The organism is Microcystis sp. M144S2 (assembly GCF_020246065.1).
In the GTDB taxonomy this organism is placed as follows: Bacteria; Cyanobacteriota; Cyanobacteriia; order Cyanobacteriales; family Microcystaceae; genus Microcystis; species Microcystis ichthyoblabe_A.
On the sequence record NZ_JADBTR010000018.1, the window covers coordinates 23,541 to 40,799 of the forward strand.

General features: G+C 44.4%; 14 protein-coding genes. 12 read left to right on the top strand and 2 right to left on the bottom strand.

Going from position 1 to position 17,259, the window contains the following annotated elements; translation table 11 throughout:
• Positions 1 to 2 precede the first annotated feature (2 nt).
• From gpmI to IM462_RS02865, 11 genes are all read left to right on the top strand, one after another.
• Positions 3 to 1,601, top strand: a complete 1,599-nt coding sequence (gene gpmI / locus IM462_RS02815; RefSeq protein WP_287702321.1) for a 2,3-bisphosphoglycerate-independent phosphoglycerate mutase — start codon at positions 3 to 5, stop codon at positions 1,599 to 1,601.
• Positions 1,602 to 2,106: 505 nt separating this feature from the next.
• Positions 2,107 to 2,340 (top strand): preprotein translocase subunit SecG, encoded by a 234-nt coding sequence (gene secG, locus IM462_RS02820; protein ID WP_002736485.1) that lies wholly within the window; start codon positions 2,107 to 2,109, stop codon positions 2,338 to 2,340.
• Positions 2,341 to 3,057, top strand: a complete 717-nt coding sequence (locus IM462_RS02825; protein WP_287702323.1) for a peptidase — start codon at positions 2,341 to 2,343, stop codon at positions 3,055 to 3,057. It abuts the gene before it with no gap.
• A gap of 356 nt (positions 3,058 to 3,413) precedes the next feature.
• Positions 3,414 to 5,273, top strand: coding sequence for a serine protease (locus tag IM462_RS02830; protein ID WP_287702326.1), 1,860 nt, complete (start codon positions 3,414 to 3,416; stop codon positions 5,271 to 5,273).
• Entirely contained in the window at positions 5,270 to 6,007 is a 738-nt protein-coding gene (locus tag IM462_RS02835; protein ID WP_287702328.1) for a FlgD immunoglobulin-like domain containing protein, read from the top strand. The genes IM462_RS02830 and IM462_RS02835 overlap by 4 nt, the downstream gene beginning before the upstream one ends.
• Positions 6,004 to 7,143 carry a hypothetical protein gene (locus IM462_RS02840; RefSeq protein WP_287702332.1) on the top strand — a complete coding sequence of 380 codons (1,140 nt, stop codon included), beginning with the start codon at positions 6,004 to 6,006 and terminating at the stop codon, positions 7,141 to 7,143. Before IM462_RS02835 ends, IM462_RS02840 begins: the two co-directional genes overlap by 4 nt.
• A gap of 164 nt (positions 7,144 to 7,307) precedes the next feature.
• Positions 7,308 to 9,359, top strand: a complete 2,052-nt coding sequence (locus IM462_RS02845) for an NAD(P)H-quinone oxidoreductase subunit 5 (RefSeq protein WP_002802520.1) — start codon at positions 7,308 to 7,310, stop codon at positions 9,357 to 9,359.
• A 307-nt stretch (positions 9,360 to 9,666) separates the two neighbouring features.
• On the top strand, positions 9,667 to 10,692 hold the full coding sequence (locus IM462_RS02850) for an aldo/keto reductase (RefSeq protein ID WP_287702336.1): 1,026 nt from the start codon (positions 9,667 to 9,669) through the stop codon (positions 10,690 to 10,692).
• On the top strand, positions 10,689 to 11,096 hold the full coding sequence (locus IM462_RS02855; RefSeq protein ID WP_194013211.1) for a gamma-glutamylcyclotransferase family protein: 408 nt from the start codon (positions 10,689 to 10,691) through the stop codon (positions 11,094 to 11,096). The genes IM462_RS02850 and IM462_RS02855 overlap by 4 nt, the downstream gene beginning before the upstream one ends.
• 59 nt (positions 11,097 to 11,155) lie before the next feature.
• Positions 11,156 to 11,356 (top strand): photosystem II assembly protein Psb35, encoded by a 201-nt coding sequence (psb35, locus tag IM462_RS02860; RefSeq protein WP_002737145.1) that lies wholly within the window; start codon positions 11,156 to 11,158, stop codon positions 11,354 to 11,356.
• Between the two features lie 245 nt (positions 11,357 to 11,601).
• Positions 11,602 to 12,384 carry an endonuclease/exonuclease/phosphatase family protein gene (locus IM462_RS02865; protein WP_287702342.1) on the top strand — a complete coding sequence of 261 codons (783 nt, stop codon included), beginning with the start codon at positions 11,602 to 11,604 and terminating at the stop codon, positions 12,382 to 12,384.
• A gap of 183 nt (positions 12,385 to 12,567) precedes the next feature.
• Here the strand turns inward: IM462_RS02865 and pyrR are convergent, their stop codons facing one another.
• The gene (gene pyrR / locus IM462_RS02870) at positions 12,568 to 13,101 is read right to left on the bottom strand and encodes a bifunctional pyr operon transcriptional regulator/uracil phosphoribosyltransferase PyrR (RefSeq protein ID WP_002802562.1); all 534 of its coding nucleotides are present in this window, start codon (positions 13,099 to 13,101) and stop codon (positions 12,568 to 12,570) included.
• A 143-nt stretch (positions 13,102 to 13,244) separates the two neighbouring features.
• Between pyrR and IM462_RS02875 the strand changes: the two genes are divergently transcribed.
• Positions 13,245 to 14,642 carry an amidase gene (locus IM462_RS02875; RefSeq protein WP_287702345.1) on the top strand — a complete coding sequence of 466 codons (1,398 nt, stop codon included), beginning with the start codon at positions 13,245 to 13,247 and terminating at the stop codon, positions 14,640 to 14,642.
• A 131-nt stretch (positions 14,643 to 14,773) separates the two neighbouring features.
• Here the strand turns inward: IM462_RS02875 and IM462_RS02880 are convergent, their stop codons facing one another.
• The gene (locus tag IM462_RS02880; RefSeq protein ID WP_287702347.1) at positions 14,774 to 16,648 is read right to left on the bottom strand and encodes an ABC transporter ATP-binding protein; all 1,875 of its coding nucleotides are present in this window, start codon (positions 16,646 to 16,648) and stop codon (positions 14,774 to 14,776) included.
• Positions 16,649 to 17,259: the final 611 nt, after the last annotated feature.

The following is a 17,259-nucleotide window of genomic DNA, read 5'->3' on the forward strand; positions in this document are numbered from 1 at the left end:
TCATGACCCACGCACCTATATCCCCAGTCGTGCTGGTTATCCTTGATGGTTGGGGTTATCGCCCGCAAAGGTCGGATAATGCGATCGCAATGGCGAAAACCCCGATTATGGATAGTCTCTGGGAAGTTTATCCCCACACCTTAATCCGCACCTCCGCTAAGGATGTGGGACTACCAGAAGGACAGATGGGTAACTCGGAAGTTGGCCACCTGAATATCGGAGCGGGGCGGGTTGTACCACAAGAGTTAGTACGGATTTCCGATGCGATCGAAGATGGTTCGATTCAACAAAATCAGGCTTTATTAAAACTCTGCGCCGAGATTAGCCCTAAAAAAAGCAAATTACACCTGATTGGTTTATGTTCCGAGGGGGGAGTCCATTCCCATCTCGATCACTTACTGGGATTATTAGACTTAGCGAAAGTGCAAGGGATTAGCGATGTCTGCATTCATGTCATCACCGATGGTCGCGATACTAATGTCACTGACGGAATGCCAGCTATTAAACGGATTCAAGAACATATTAATAAAATCAAACTCGGTCGCCTGGTGACTCTTAGTGGCCGTTATTATGCCATGGATCGGGATCGCCGTTGGGATCGGGTGGAAAAAGCCTATAACGTGATGACCAGTGATCAAGGTATTGACGGGCGATCGATTACTGAAGTATTACAGGCATTTTATGATCAAAATATTACCGATGAATTTATTCCCCCCACCAGAATTGCCCCGGGGGCGATCGAAGCGGGCGATGGGGTGATATTCTATAATTTCCGTCCCGATCGAGCTAGACAGTTATGTTATGCCCTGACTATGCCCGATTTTGAAGATTTCGATCGAGATTTAATTTCTCCGCTTAGTTTTGTTACTTTCACCCAATACGATCCGAAATTACCGGTAGATGTGGCCTTTGCTCCCCAGAATTTAAATAATATTTTAGGACAGGTGATCGCTCAACAGGGATTAAAACAGTTTCGTTGTGCGGAAACCGAAAAATATCCCCACGTCACCTACTTTTTTAATGGGGGGTTAGAAAAACCCTTTGAGGGAGAAGTGCGCGAATTAATCCCCAGTCCAAAAGTCGCCACCTATGACCAAGCTCCGGCCATGTCGGCAGCCGCGGTAACAGCAGCGGTCTCTGCGGCGATCAAACAGGGGATCTATAGTCTCGTGGTAGTCAATTACGCTAACCCCGATATGGTGGGTCATACGGGCATTTTAGACGCGGCCATGAAAGCAGTGGAAACGGTGGATCTATGCTTGGCTAAGTTGTTAAGTAGCGTCAATAAATTGGGGGGAACAGTGTTAATCACTGCCGACCACGGTAACGCTGAAACGATGGTGGATGAGTCGGGTAATCCTTGGACGGCCCACACGACTAATCCCGTTCCTTTAATTTTAATTGAAGGGGAAGGAAGAAAAATACCCGGCCACGGTGGCGATGTGCAGCTGCGGGATGATGGTCGTTTAGCCGATATTGCCCCCACTATCCTGGAAATTCTCTCTATTCCCGTCCCGATAGAAATGACCGGGCGATCGCTGATTAAACCGGCCGAAGTGGAAATTAAAGCCAGTCGCACTCCCGTCCGCATCTCGCTTTAACAGTGATCAGTAATCAGTAATCAGTAATCAGTGGAAATAATTAAAAAATTGGCTAATTAGGGTTTGCGGCAAAAAGTACGGGCGAAGCATTCGGATAGAAAATCTCCGGTTTCACCGATAGGTTATTGCCCGAATGCTTCGCCCCTACAGGACGCGGGACGATGAAGACGCAAGGTTTTGAACCACGATTCTCTCAAAATCTTGCACCTGTTTCGCGAAACAAGACCCTAAAACCCTTACCTCGTCTATATTTCACCATTATTCAGCAAGCCCTAATTAGCAGAAAAATGACCAATAAAGACCGCTCTCTTGTAGTTATGCTGATCAGCAAATCTTATCGAAGAAAGGGCGTAGGGCATCTTTGAATGTAAGATAATGAACATTTTTCAGCCAATTTCCGAGAGAGCCATAAAAATTTAAAACTTACATCTGATAACTGATAACTGATAACTGATAACTGATGATAACTGCTATACTTTGTAATGGAAAATAGAGAGTAATAATCATGACAGTGGTGCTGGTAGTACAGATTATTTGGGCGCTGGCGGCGGCCTTTCTGGCGATTTTGGTGTTATTACACAGTCCCAAAGGGGATGGTATTGGCGGTATTGGCGGCCAATCACAGATTTTTACCAGCGCAAAAACGGCGGAAAAAACCTTAAATCAGGTGACTTGGGCGTTGGGGACGGTATTTATCACCCTAACTATTGTACTGAGCGCCGGCTGGTTAAATCGCTAAATGCTAAGAGGTCGGTTCTCTTTTCTAGGACTCGCAGCCTTGGCGAGTCTTTTGCTGTTTTCCTATTCTTTGATTGCCGACAGTCGATCGCTACCAGAGTTAAAAACCCATCCTTTACCCGCTAATTTAGCCCAATGGCAAGAGCAAAACCAGTCCGGGGATTATTTTGATGCTGTGGAAATCAGCCCCGTGGGGGCGTTGATTTGGTCGCAATTTCCCGTGAAGATTTATGTTCACAGCGATCGCAGTTCTTGGCTGAGTTTGGTACAACAGGCGATCGCTGAATGGGGGCAGTATTTGCCGATGGAGTTGGTAAATCGGGCAGAATTGGCCGATATCCTCATTAAACGAGAGTTACCGCCGTCGGGAGTCCGTTTTAATCCCGAAACGGGTAAGTTAGAACTGCCCCGGGTGCGTTCTGCCATAACACAATACGAGATTTTTGTCAAGGAAAATCGCTTAACTCATCGGATGAGTATCCAGATTAGTCCTAATTTAGCCGATCGGTCGGCCTTAGCGGCAGCGCGGCACGAATTAGGTCACGCTTTGGGAATTTGGGGTCATAGTCCCCTAGAGACGGATGTGATGTATTTCGCTCAAACTAGAGATATTGCCCCGATTTCTAGCCGGGATATTAACACTTTAAAAAAGGTTTATCAGCAGCCAACTCAGTTAGGTTGGGAGATGAATCAGCTAGGGTATCTAATACCTGAATAGGTAAATATTGCTCTTCAGTCGGTTCTGCTATTAAAAAGTATAAGTTATGGATATACTTAGGGCTTGCTGAATAATGGTGAAATATAGACGAAGTAAGGGTTTTAGGGTCTTGTTTCGCGAAACAGGTGCAAGATTTTGAGAGAATCGTGGTTCAAAACCTTGCGTCTTCATGGTTCCGCGTCCTGTAGGGGCGAAGCATTCGGGCAATAACCTATCGGTAAAACCGGAGATTTTCTATCCGAATGCTTCGCCCGTACTTTTTGCCGCAAACCCCTACTTAACCGACTAAGATGCAGCAATGTTCCTGACTCCATTGCTATCTGTTAACCTATAGATGGAATATTTTTAATCAGCTTATGAAAGTGGTGCGGCTGGCTTGGGTGTTAACTTTGGCATTGATGATCATGCCGCCGACAACAGTGGCACAAACACTAGAGCAGTTATGGCAACAGGGTGAAACCGCTCAAGCGCAAAAAAAATACCCGGAAGCCGAAAGAATCTGGCGACAAATTATTCAGCTTGATCCTAACAGTGCTGTGGCTTTTAGCAATCTCTGCGCTGCGCTATTCCGTCAAAATAAGTTAGACGAAGCACCGATTTTCTGTCAAAAAGCTCTCGCTCTCGATCCAAAACTTCCAGAAACCTACAACAATCTCGGTAACGTGCTGTCGGACCAGAAAAAACTGAAGGAAGCCGAGGAAATGTACCGTAGGGCGATCGCTCTTGATGATCAGTTTGTCTATGCCTACTACAATCTCGGTAACTTGCTGTATGACCAGAAAAAACTGACGGAAGCGGAGGAAATGTACCGTAGGGCGATCGCTCTTGATGATCAGTTTGTCTATGCCTACTACAATCTCGGTAACTTGCTGTATGACCAGAAAAAACTGACGGAAGCGGAGGAAATGTACCGTAGGGCGCTCGCTCTTGATGATAAGTATGTCTTTGCCTACTACAATCTCGGTATCGTGCTGAGGGCCCAGAAAAAACTGACGGAAGCGGAGGAAATGTACCGTAGGGCGCTCGCTCTTGATGATAAGTATGTCCCTGCCTACAACAATCTCGGTAACGTGCTGAGGGCCCAGAAAAAACTGAAGGAAGCCGAGGAAATGTACCGTAGGGCGCTCGCTCTTGATGATAAGTTTGTCTATGCCTACAACAATCTCGGTCTCGTGCTGAGGGCCCAGAATAAACTGACGGAAGCCGAGGAAATGTACCGTAGGGCGCTCGCTCTTGATGATAAGCTTGCCCCTGCCTACATCGGTCTCGGTAACGTGCTGTGGGACCAGAATAAACTGACGGAAGCCGAGGAAATGTACCGTAGGGCCTTAGATTTACCAGATGATACTACTGGGACTCCTACTACCACTCACACCCTTGCCCATAATAATTTGGGTCTGCTCCTACAGGAACAGGGCAAGCTAGAGGCAGCGATCGCTGAGTTCGAGAAGGCGACGAAAATCGATCCGAAGTTTGAATTTGCCAGCAATAACCTGCAAGAGGCCCGGCGCTTGTTATCCTTGCAGCAACAACCGGAGCAGATCATCGCTTTGAATAATACCGAATATTTACGCCAAGAGGATCCCCTCACTCGGATCAAGCGATCGATCGTTAAAATCAGTGTTGTCTTTACCGGTAACGCCAAGGGGACTGCCTACGGTACGGGTTATGTGGTCAAACGCCGGGGAACAACGGTGTGGATTATCACTAATCGTCATGTGGTGGTCGATCGCGACACGGAACAGAGGGGCGATAATCTGGAAGTGGAACCCTATTACGGCGAAAATCTACCCAACCTCCCGCGCGATCGTGTAGTGGCTAAAATAATTCACATCACCCAACCCCAAGAAAACTTGGATTTAGCTTTGCTGGAAGTCACGGGTTTACCAGACGATATCAGTCCTTTAACCTTTCATCAAGGCGAAATTAACCCACAAACACCGATTTCTATCATCGGACATCCTGAATCAAAAGATTGGTCGAAGTACGAGGCGATTACCATCGGCATTCAGTCTAGTAGCGGCAATTTATTAATCGATGTGAGTCTGGCCGTGGGGGGGTCTGGTAGTCCAGTATTCGATCAGGAAATGCGGGTGATCGGATTGATGTTTAAAACGATTAACGAGTCCCAAATCGATTCTTCCGGTATCGGTTTCGCTTACCCAATCGATCGAGTTCTCCAAAAATTAGCTCAATGGCAGGTGGTTGTACCATGAAAAAATCATTTATTGCCCTCAACTTAACAATTCTTAGTCTTATTTTGGTCTCGTTCTTCCCTATTCAAGCTCAAAACTGTGGGACAGGAAATACTAGATCTAGCAACTATATCCAGAGAGATAATGATAAGCGCTGTGAGGGAATAGCTCCGATCGATATTGCGGGCAGTTTTAGTCTTATTTCCCTTTCTATCGGCCGGATTCGGGAGATGACTGACTCCCTAAAGTTGGAAGTACCTAGTCGTAATAACCGAGCGCCGAAAGTGATAGTGCGTTCTGTGCCAAAAAATTATCAACTCGATCCCCTCACCTTGCGTCCCCAAGGTTCTCGCTATCAATTTAAATGGTCTAACTATGTTATTGATCGCGAAGATATCGCCCTTGAAAGTCTGCGGGCCACGGCCTCTATCAGTGACGGTAAATTGATCTATTTGCCAGTTATTTTTAATCAGGCAAAAACCTATGATATCGTCCTCTTTTCTAATGTGCGTAGCCAGATCAAAGAATTACAAATCCTCCAGAACAACGAGGTTATCTATGAGACTTCTCGCCCTAACTGGCAACCAAAAGGAGAAATTTTCTTTACTTGGGATGGTCGTACTTCTGATGGTAAACTGGCTAAGGCGGGATTGTACGAATTGCGAGTCAAAGCTTTATTAGAACAAGATGATGCTCCTCCCAGAAATGCCCCGATTAATATAACTTTTGAACATAATCCCCAGTGGCTAAAATGAAGTCCAAGCATAATTTTAAAAGTTTCTGGCGATTTATTAGGAAAAATCTCAAGTTTTGCACAGTTTTTATAGTTACTCTAGCACTGGTTTTCCTGTCAATTTTTTGGGGAATTATCCCAGTTAAACAAAACTTTGAAGGCAATTTATTGGTAAAAAGCTTTAGTTTTACCTGTCAAGAAAACGAAAGTTTATTGCTCAAAGATGTCTATAATCTTTCCCAAATAGATCTATCGGGACTGAAAAAATTTACCCTCGCTGGCACCTTTAGCAGTCTTGCAGATCCCGAACTGAATAAACGAGAGCGACTAGAAATTGAATCAATCCGGGAAAATAGCACTTTAACAATTACCCCGACGGCGGATTTTATCCTGCAAGAACTCCGTTTACAAAAGGAAACTAGAGTTAAAAATCTCAAATACGCGCCTTTTAATAATCTTTTGGCTTTTAGTTTGCAGCCAAATTCTCAACCAGTAAATTTATCATTTAACCCTAGCGGCAACCCGATTAAAATAACTCTATCTGGTTATAAAATTGCTAATTTACCCCAAAAAAAAGAGGATATTCCCCTCGAATTTAATCTCAGCACCACCGAATTTAAATTAGAAATACAACAAGCGATCGACGTTAATTTACAACTTTCTCAAGATAAAGAACAGCCTATTTTTTGGCGCAATATTAAAGTTAATAATGTTAGATTTGAGCGACCGATTATAACCGGTAATAATGTGAGAGATGACTTAGTGGAATCGACAATTATTTCCGGTAATATCCGGATGGCTCAACAGGATCTTAAGCTAGAAGAAAATCAATTCCTGATCGTCGAGAAACCGGGGGTAGAGATATTAAATCAGATAAAAATTATCCGAGAGGATAGCAACCAAAACCTCAAACTAAAAACCACGGGGGAAAACTTGCAGATTACCGAGGCATCACAAGGTTTAGAAGTGAGCGTTTCCGGCAATACCAACAGCATCCAAGTGGGGTTAAATCCGCGACTACCGATCGCCCAAATTCAAGGCAGTTTTTTATCCCGTTATCTTGGCAGCGAGGCGATCGTGGCGATAATTTCCTTTTCTGCTGGTTTGATTGTTTCCTTGCTTTCGTGGCTATTCGATAATTTTCCCGCTTCTCCCTAAAAATTACCGTCCCGCTCGCTAAACTGCCAAATTGATAAGATCCTTTGACCTTTCGCCGCCTTATTGAGCAAAACTAGGTATAAACACTTTCTTAAGAATTAACCTATGTCACAATAGATGAAGATAAACCAAATAGTGTGAAGTTGTAAACTAGGTATTACTGAATGGAACCGCTTTATCAGTACGCGTGGCTAGTTCCCGTCCTGCCTTTGGTAGGCGCTACCCTAGTCGGCGCGGGCTTAATTTCCTTTAATGAAGTCACCAATCGTCTGCGACAGGTGAATGCTGTATTGATCATTTCTACCCTCGGTGCGTCGATGGTGCTTTCTTTTGCGCTGCTGTGGAGTCAAATCAATGGACACGCTCCCTACAACCAAATGATCGATTGGGCATCGGCGGGTAACTTTCACCTGAAAATGGGTTATACGATCGATCACCTCAGTGCTTTAATGTCGGTTATCGTCACCACCGTGGCCTTTTTGGTGATGATTTATACCGATGGTTACATGGCTCACGACCCCGGTTATGTGCGTTTTTACGCCTATCTGAGCATTTTTAGCAGTTCTATGCTCGGTTTGGTCATTAGTCCCAACCTCGTCCAGATCTACGTTTTCTGGGAATTGGTGGGGATGTGTTCCTATCTGCTGGTAGGTTTCTGGTTCACTCGTCCGGCGGCTGCCGAGGCCTGTCAAAAAGCCTTCGTTACCAACCGCGTCGGCGATTTTGGCTTATTACTAGGAATGCTGGGTCTTTTCTGGGCCACCGGCAGCTTCGAGTTTGATATCATGGGTGAACGTCTAGAGGAATTAGTCTCTTCTGGAGCCATTGCCGGCAGTTTAGCGGCATTATTCGCCGTTTTAGTCTTCCTTGGACCCGTGGCCAAATCAGCCCAGTTTCCCCTTCATGTCTGGCTACCGGATGCCATGGAAGGTCCGACCCCGATTTCGGCCCTGATTCACGCCGCCACCATGGTGGCCGCCGGAGTTTTCCTGATTGCCCGGATGTATCCCGTTTTTGAGCCAATTCCCACGGCGATGACGGTAATTGCTTGGACGGGGGCCTTTACCGCCTTCCTAGGGGCAAGTATCGCCCTCACCCAGAATGATATCAAAAAGGGTTTAGCCTATTCCACCATCTCCCAATTGGGTTATATGGTTATGGCTATGGGTATCGGCGCTTATAGTGCGGGATTATTCCACCTGATGACCCACGCTTATTTTAAAGCGATGTTGTTCCTCGGTTCCGGTTCGGTCATCCACGGTATGGAGGATGTGGTGGGTCATGAGCCGGTTTTAGCGCAAGATATGCGGATGATGGGCGGTTTACGCAAGTATATGCCCATTACCGCCCTAACTTTCTTGGTGGGAACTCTGGCCATCTGTGGGATTCCTCCCTTCGCTGGTTTCTGGTCGAAGGATGAAATTCTCGGTTTAGCTTTTGAGGCGAACCCAGCTTTATGGTTAATCGGTTGGGGGACTGCGGGTTTAACAGCTTTTTATATGTTCCGGATGTACTTTAACACCTTTGAAGGGGAGTTTAGAGGGACTAATAAGGAGATTAAACGCCGACTGTTAGCCAATGCGGGCGCGATTCCGGCTTTTGGACCGGGGGCAATGAATGTTAAGCAATTAGACTCGGAAGCACAGGAAGAAGACAACCACGGCCATCATGCCCATGAACCCCACGAATCACCAATTACTATGACTTTACCTCTCATGATTTTGGCGGTTCCCTCTTTGTTAATCGGTTTGGTGGGTAAACCTTGGCAGAATTTCTTCGAGGGTTTTATTCATGTTCCTAACGAAGTGGTGGAAGAAGTTCATGCTTTTGATTGGACAGAGTTTCTGATTATGGCGGGTAATTCGGTGGGGATTGCTTTAATCGGGATTACTGTCGCTTCTTTGATGTATCTCCAGAAGAAAATTGACCCCGCAACTATTGCCGAAAAATTCCCCGCTTTGTATCGTTTTTCCCTGAACAAATGGTACATTGACAATCTGTATGATCGAGTTTTTGTCCAGGGTTGTCGTCGTCTCGCACGGCAAATTATGGAGGTGGATTATCGCGTTATCGATGGGGCAGTGAATTTAACTGGTTTAGCTACTCTTGTCAGTGGTGAAGGTCTTAAATACCTTGAAAATGGTCGCGCCCAATTCTACGCTTTAATTGTCTTTGCCGCAGTTTTGGGTTTAGTAATTGTCTATAGTCTGGTGTAGATTTTTAAGCCGTTGACTAAAGATTTTTTGGGGCGCAAAGCCCCTTTTTTCAGCTTTAAATACCCCTTTTTAAGGGGTATTTAGGGGGATGAGGAAGGCTGCATTTCATATTTCTGACTTTCTCTCACTTATGGTGAGCAGCAGCAGTTATTAAAAGAGGGCGAATGCAATTCGCCCCTACAATAACATTATTGCGCCAATGGTAGGGGCGCACCGCGTGCGCTCACAATGTAATATAGATATTTCTACAAAATTGAGTATTTTATTGAAAGCATTACCTCATATTTAGCCAATTAGGAGACTCAAATTGCGTTACAAACTTTTAGGTAATAGTGGTCTGCGGGTTTCGGAACTATGTCTAGGAACGATGACATTCGGGGAAGATTGGGGTTGGGGGTCCGATAAAGAGGAAAGTCGGGCGGTTTTTCAGGCTTTTGCGGAAGCGGGCGGCAATTTTCTCGATACTGCTAATATCTACACAAACGGAACCAGTGAAACATTAGTGGGGGAATTTGTCAAGGGCGATCGAGAAAAATGGGTAATCGCCACAAAATATTCTCTCAACACCCGTCCCGGGGATGTCAATGCCTGCGGAAATCATCGAAAAAACCTCTTTCAGGCGGTAGAAGCTAGTTTAAAGCGTTTAGGTACTGATTACATCGATTTACTCTGGCTTCATATTTGGGACTCTCTCACTCCTATGGAGGAAGTGATGCGTGCTTTCGATGATTTGGTCAGGATGGGAAAAGTGCTTTATATCGGCATTTCTGACAGTCCTGCTTGGATTGTCTCCCAAGCAAACACCCTGGCCACCCTACGGGGATGGACACCCTTTATCGGACTACAAATAGAATATTCTCTCAAGGAACGCACCCCCGAACGGGAATTATTGCCTATGGCCAAAGCATTAAACATCGGGGTGACAGCTTGGAGTCCCCTGGGAGGAGGAGTTTTAACGGGAAAATATAATCAACCCAACCCCGTCGATGGTCGTTTAAGCATGACCGACCAACCTTTTCAAATTCTCGATCGCGATCTGAAAATTGCCGAGACCGTCCTAGAGATTGCCAGAGAAATCGGGAAATCACCGGCACAAGTGGCGTTAAATTGGCTCAGAAATCGCCCTAACCCCATAATTCCTATCATTGGCGCTCGAAGATTGTCCCAATTGCAGGATAATCTCGCCTGTGTGGATTTTAACCTGACTGGGGAACAGCTGCAACGACTCGATAATATCAGTGCCATTTCCCTCGGTTTTCCCCACGAACTTTTAGCCAGTCAATTTGTTCGCGATATCCTATTAGGAGGAGTAGCTGCACAATTGGATCGATGATGGAAGTTTTTGTTTATGGAACCCTGAAACCCAGGGAGAGTAACTATTCTGCCTACTGTGCAGGAAAAGTGATCAACTCTAAAACCGCCTACACAAGGGGGCATTTATACCATCTTACCGCCCTCGGTTATCCCGGACTGACCGAGGGGGATGGCTGGGTGAAGGGAATTTTATTGACTTTTAACGCAGATTATGATATTGGGCTTTTGGATGGTTTGGAAGATTATCAACCCAGCAGATCTCCAGAAGAAAACGAGTATCAGCGTCGCAGAATCCCTATTTATAATCTAGAGCGAGAATTGATCGGCGAAGCTTGGGGATATATGATGACACCGGCAAAAATAGCTTTTCATGGCGGAGTTTGGCTGCCTTCCGGTTGGTGGACCAGTAGCGATCGAGAATAGGGATGAGGGGGCCGATTCTGTTAAGATATACAAATTAAAAGCTTAATCGTGAAAAAATTATGTATCTACTCCTAGAAGTGGCCAGTGGCAAATTCCCCGTTTATTTCGTGGCAGTTTATGTGGTCGGTTTTCTGGCTGCTGTCACCATCGGTTCGATCGCTTGGTATAATTCTAAGCGCCCGGTTGGTTGGGAAGATGCCCAAAGACCGGATATTATCCCCGAAGTGAAGACAGATATAGATTCTGATTCTCGATCCTAGAAAAAGGCAGTTATCAGTTATCAGCTTCTCAAGGCAAGAGGCAAGGGGCAAAACACAGAATCTGGCAATTCTCCTACCTAAAAAGAAGGTTAGAAACTAAGCACATCAAAGCTTTTAGCTTAACAAATTAGGTTTTAGATTCAGACCTTGTTATCAGATGTGGGTTTTCAGTTCACTGATTACTGATTACTATTTACTGACAGAACTACCCATTCCCTTCCATCTTCCCTATTCTCCATTTTGCTATGAAACTAACAGCGATGTCCTTTAATATTCGCTACGATAAACCCGATCCTGATGAGCGTAATTGGCGAGTAAGAAGGGAAGCAGTAGCGGCTTTAATTGCTCACTATTCTCCTGATATAATTGGTACTCAGGAAGCCCGCGCTAATCAACTATTGGATCTACACCGTTTATTGCCAAAATACCAAAGTTTAGGCGGCGATCGCAGAGGGACAGGATTAGATGAACATTGTGCGATTTTGTATCAACCAAGTCGGTTAAAATGTTTAGAAATTTACGAATTTTGGTTATCAGAAACTCCCGATATTATTGGCAGTATTACCGAAGCTTGGGGTAATCCTTATCCCCGCATGGTAACGGGGGCTAAATTTCGCACTCTTGAGGGGCAAACTTTGCAGTTTTATAACACCCATCTCGATTACTATAGCGACAAAGCTAAGGACTTAGGTGCTAAGTGCATACAGGAGCGTTTTTGTCAACTAGATTTAACAGAAGATTACCTATTTTTAACGGGGGATTTTAATGTTAATTCTCAGCAATTACCCCGTCAGATTTTAACTCAACCTCTGCAGCCAGAAATTAAATTAAAGGACGCTTTAGCCGATTTAGAATTAGCGGAACAAATGAGCTTTAATAATTACACCGATACCCCCTATTTAGCCATCGATACCATTTATTATGATAGCCGTTTGCAGTTAGATTGGGTAAAAGTCGATCCTTCCCGTTGGTTGAATCTTATTCCTTCCGATCATTATCCCGTAATTGCTGCTTTTACCTTGCCCTAAAAAAGATTATTTTTGTATTTAGCAAATATATAGAGGGTAAAAGCTTCAGCAGACTTTGGTGATTCGGTGGTTAAATTTGTTCAGTGTTGTCAACAGGAAAAAATTCAATAAGTGATATTTTTGCCGATATTGTCGAAGCAATTCTGTTTATTTTCCTCCGGAGATTAGTTACCAATCCTCTGTTTATTTGATTAATTCCACCCCATCTTTGCCGTCAATCTCCTGTAGATAAACTCTTACCTGTTCCTCGGCTGCGGTGGGGAGTTTTTTGCCGGTAAAATCCGGGTGAATTGGTAATTCCCGATGACCACGATCAACGAGGACTAATAAGCGGATTTTTTGCGGTCTGCCATACTCAATAATAGCATTAAAAGCGGCGCGGATTGTGCGACCTTTGTAGATAACATCATCGACTAAAATCACGGTTTTTCCCGTGACATCTAGGGGCATTTTGGTTTTAGCAGGAGTGCGGGTTTTAATGCGATCAAGATCGTCGCGATAGAAGGTAATATCGATCGCTCCCACGGGAACTTTTACCCCTTCTAAGCTCTCAATTTGACTGGCAATTAAATTAGCTAAAGGCACTCCTCGCGTGTAGATACCGATCAAAATCAAGTTATTTAAATCGCCACTTTTTTCGATAACTTCGGAAGCTAAACGGGTAATAGTGCGACGAATTTCGTCAGCCGAGAGAATTTCAATTAACTGTGGGGTCATAATTTTCTAAGAAAAGAGGGGATAGGGGATAGGGAAATTTTTACGGCAATGGACTTTTTTTTACTTTTTCTTTTTTCCTTTAAAACCATCTTCCCACTAACGAATATAATTATTTTCACTTACCTATTTTAACTTGATCGCTCATGAGTGATGAATTATTGCAAAAATCTGCCCTAGAATTAGCCCAACTGATTCGCACTAAACAAATCTCCCCCCTAGAATTAACCCATTTATACCTCGACAGAATTGAAAAATTTGACAGTCAAATCGGTAGTTTTGTCCATGTAGCCAAGGAAAGCGCCCTAGCAACCGCCAGCGCCCAAACGGAACAATTAAGTCAAATCGCCGCTACTGCCGAATTACCGCCTTTTTTTGGAGTTCCCACCGCCATTAAAGACTTAAATGCCGTCGCTGGAATGCCCGTTAGTTACGGAGTCGCCGCTTTACAGGGAAATATCGCCCAATACGACGAAGGAATCGTCACCAGAATGAAAATGGCGGGTTTTATCCTTCTGGGCAAAACTGCCACTTCCCAGTTAGGTTCCTTTCCCTACACCGAAAATCCGGGTTTTTTGCCGACTCGTAACCCTTTCAACCGCGATTATACCGCAGGAGGTTCCAGTGGCGGCGCGGCGGCGGCGGTAGCGGCGGGTTTCTGCCCGATTGCCCAGGGTTCCGACGGTGGCGGTTCCATTCGTACTCCGGCGGGTTGTTGCGGTTTGGTGGGGATAAAACCCAGTCGTGGGCGCGTTTCCTATGCCCCGGTGGGGGAATTTCAAAGCGGTATCGCCACTAACGGCACTCTTTCTAAGACGGTGGCAGATGGGGCGGCACTGCTTACCGTGATTTCGGGCTATACGACGGGCGATCCCTACTGGCTACCCGATCCGCCCTTTTCTTTCCTAGAAGCCACTCAGAGAGGCGTAAAACCCCTGAGAATCGCTTTTTCTACTTCCGTATCCCCCTTCGGCGAGGCAACTTCCGTTTATAAAAATGCTGTCCTCGCTACGGCTAAAATTTTGGAGGACATGGGGCATCATTTAACGGAGTATTCTCCCGATTTACAGGCTTTAATCGCTCCTTTTCGCCGTATTTGGCAAGCGGGAACGGCAGCGACGGGAATTCCGAAGGAGTTATTAAGTCCCCTGAACCAATGGTTATTAGAGAATTCTGGCAGCGCGGGGGAGTACCTGCAAGCAGTGCAGCAGATGCACATTATTTCGCGGCAAATTGTGGCGATGTTTGATAATTTTGATGTCTTACTTTTGCCTATTTTCCTACATCAACCTCCCGGAATTGGTGAGTGGGAAAATTTACCACCGGAAGCAGCGGTTAATAAGATGATTGGTTGGATTGCTCCTTCCCCGATTGCTAATGCGAGTGGTTTACCCGCGATTGCTTTACCCACAGGAGTGGATAGTCAGGGTTTACCCGTGGGAATTCAGTTAGTGGGTAAACCTGCTGATGAAATCACTTTGTTAGGTTTATCGGCACAATTAGAGGCAGCTAATCCTTTCGGTTTGATGGCTAATTTTAAGTAGGTAGGTGTTACAAGTTGTCAGACACCCCCCTTATTAAGGGGGATCCCCCCGCCTATCGGCACCCCCCTTATCAAGGGGGGCAGGGGGGATCGAAGCTAAAATCCATTTCTAATTTAATTATAACCAGCTACTTAACTAGCAAGACTTTGGGTAAATTGGGGAATGGAAGCGATAAGTTTACGCGTGTAATCGCTTTGGGGAGAGTTAATAATTTCGTTAGCTGTACCGATTTCCTCAATTTTACCTTTATTCATCACCATAATCCGATCGCTCATAAATCTGACGACACTTAAATCGTGGGAAATAAAGATATAAGTGAGATTAAATTCCTGCTGTAATTCTTTGAGTAAATTTAAGACTCCCGCTTGCACGGAAACATCTAAAGCAGAGACAGATTCATCACAGATAATAAACTGAGGATTTAAGGCTAAAGCGCGAGCAATACACACCCTTTGTCGTTGTCCTCCCGATAATTGATGGGGATAGCGATCAAACCAATTAGGATCAAGTTTAACTCGTTCTAATAAATATTCTACTCTTTGCCGTTGCTTTTGGGAATTGCCGCCAGTATGATGAATAACCATCGGTTCTAAAATTGCTTTACCGATGGATAAACGGGGATTCAGGGAATTGTAGGGATTCTGAAAAACTATCTGTAATTCCCGTCGCAGTAGTCTTAATTTTGGATCGCTGGGGTTTAACTTAGCGAGATTTTCTCCTCGGAAATAGATATCTCCAGAAGTGGCAGGAATTAAGCGCAGAATTGTCCTTGCTAAGGTAGATTTTCCGCATCCCGATTCACCGACTAAACCGAGGGTTTCCCCCCGTTTAACGGCAAAACTGACCTGATCTACGGCATTAAAAAAGGTCTTTACTTGCCCGAAAACTCCCTTAACTGGAAATCTAACCGATAAATTTTCTACCGATAAAATATTCTCGTGATCTTGTAAACCTGCGATTCTGCTTTCTTCCTCTTGGAGAGTAATAAATTTAACTGCGGGTGGGGTAATTTCCTGTAATTCAATAATCTTACCTTGAGAGTCTTTTTCCACTTGTAAAAAATCGCTGACGGTGGGTAATTTTTCTGGACGAGAGTTTAAGCGAGGACGACAGGCAAGTAAACCTTTTGTGTAGGGATGTTGGGGATAATTTAATACTTCTTCTTTAGTTCCCTGTTCGACAATTTCTCCTTGATACATCACGACAATTTGATCGGCAATTTCGTTAATAACTCCTAAATCGTGGGAGATAAAAACCATTGACATTTCTCGATCACTTTTACACAAATCTCGTAATAATCTTAATATTTCTGCTTGGACAGTTACATCTAAAGCGGTGGTTGGTTCATCAGCAATTAAGAGGGTAGGATTACAAGAAATCGCCATGGCAATCATTACCCTTTGTAATTGTCCCCCCGATAATTCGTGAGGATAACGCTTGAGAATTTCTTCTTTTTGTTCCTGAATATAAGTTCTAATTTTTTCCCTGACATGACCCTTATTTTCTAAGGGAAACGTTTCTATATACTTCTCCTCTAACTGTTGATCACTCGGTAATAAGCGCACTTCTTGCAGTAGAGAGATGGCTTGATTTTTTGCTTGTTCGGGGGTGACTTTTTGATGCAGTAAAATTGCTTCGGTGAGTTGAAACTCGATGTTATAGACTGGATTAAGAGAACTCATTGGTTCTTGGAAAATCATCGCCATTTCTCCCCCGCGATAATAACGCAATTCTTCCGGGGGAATAGATAATAAATCTACTGCTTGCATTGACTGACCTTTTGCCGGACGAAAGCAAATTTCTCCCCCGGTAATTTTTCCAGGAGAGGGAACCAATCCCATGAGTGCAAGGGAGGTGACGGATTTTCCTGAACCCGACTCCCCCACACAACCGAGAACTTGACCTTTCTGCAAGCTAAAACTAATGTTATTAACGGCGACTGTTGTTCTTTTCTGATTAGAAAATTCAACGGTGAGATGGCGAACGTCGAGAACTTTGTTATCCATAGCTCTTTAACTGGTGAAACCTAGCATCATCTTAACCTAAGTTGTCAATTTTAACTATGGCAGTTTTCATCAGAATAAGGCATGGGCAAGGGGCCTAAGCCCTTTGTTGGCAAAACTTGTCGATACCTCAGTAATGTGAAAAGCGCTATATTTGAGGATGAAAAAATTGATGATAGTTCCGTTGATGTTATTACAGCGAGGCGTTCGGCGAGACTTCGGCGTTAGCTCAGTAGTTCGACAAGAGTTCGGCGAGGTTCACTCGAGCCGCTCACTAACACGAACGCTCAGCCGAACCGTCCCAGTGAATCCGCTCAGTCTAAAGAGATAAAAAACGGAATCAAGAGAACTTTTCCGTGCATAGTTTTCGGACTTTGTTGGAAGATATGGGGACGATTTGCTTGAATACAGTAGAATAGAACTCTTGCAAATTAATTATATGTTATAATGATAGGTTAACTAATTTTCCCAAAAAAATTAGTTAACCAGTACATTCGTCCTGAATGAAAACTTGAAGTTTAACTTTTAACTCAAAACTCTTTAGAGCTGCTTTAATTTGGTTATCAAAACCTCTTTATTTAAGCGGCACAAACTATCTCAATTTTTATAATTGA

What these genes read in the sequence shown, in the direction of transcription:
- gpmI (WP_287702321.1), top strand. Translation starts at nt 3, where the DNA reads ATGACCCACGCACCTATATCCCCAGTCGTGCTGGTTATCCTTGATGGT.
- secG (WP_002736485.1), top strand. Translation starts at nt 2,107, where the DNA reads ATGACAGTGGTGCTGGTAGTACAGATTATTTGGGCGCTGGCGGCGGCC.
- IM462_RS02825 (WP_287702323.1), top strand. Translation starts at nt 2,341, where the DNA reads ATGCTAAGAGGTCGGTTCTCTTTTCTAGGACTCGCAGCCTTGGCGAGT.
- IM462_RS02830 (WP_287702326.1), top strand. Translation starts at nt 3,414, where the DNA reads ATGAAAGTGGTGCGGCTGGCTTGGGTGTTAACTTTGGCATTGATGATC.
- IM462_RS02835 (WP_287702328.1), top strand. Translation starts at nt 5,270, where the DNA reads ATGAAAAAATCATTTATTGCCCTCAACTTAACAATTCTTAGTCTTATT.
- IM462_RS02840 (WP_287702332.1), top strand. Translation starts at nt 6,004, where the DNA reads ATGAAGTCCAAGCATAATTTTAAAAGTTTCTGGCGATTTATTAGGAAA.
- IM462_RS02845 (WP_002802520.1), top strand. Translation starts at nt 7,308, where the DNA reads ATGGAACCGCTTTATCAGTACGCGTGGCTAGTTCCCGTCCTGCCTTTG.
- IM462_RS02855 (WP_194013211.1), top strand. Translation starts at nt 10,689, where the DNA reads ATGATGGAAGTTTTTGTTTATGGAACCCTGAAACCCAGGGAGAGTAAC.
- psb35 (WP_002737145.1), top strand. Translation starts at nt 11,156, where the DNA reads ATGTATCTACTCCTAGAAGTGGCCAGTGGCAAATTCCCCGTTTATTTC.
- IM462_RS02865 (WP_287702342.1), top strand. Translation starts at nt 11,602, where the DNA reads ATGAAACTAACAGCGATGTCCTTTAATATTCGCTACGATAAACCCGAT.
- pyrR (WP_002802562.1), bottom strand. Translation starts at nt 13,101, where the DNA reads ATGACCCCACAGTTAATTGAAATTCTCTCGGCTGACGAAATTCGTCGC.
- IM462_RS02875 (WP_287702345.1), top strand. Translation starts at nt 13,245, where the DNA reads ATGAGTGATGAATTATTGCAAAAATCTGCCCTAGAATTAGCCCAACTG.
- IM462_RS02880 (WP_287702347.1), bottom strand. Translation starts at nt 16,648, where the DNA reads ATGGATAACAAAGTTCTCGACGTTCGCCATCTCACCGTTGAATTTTCT.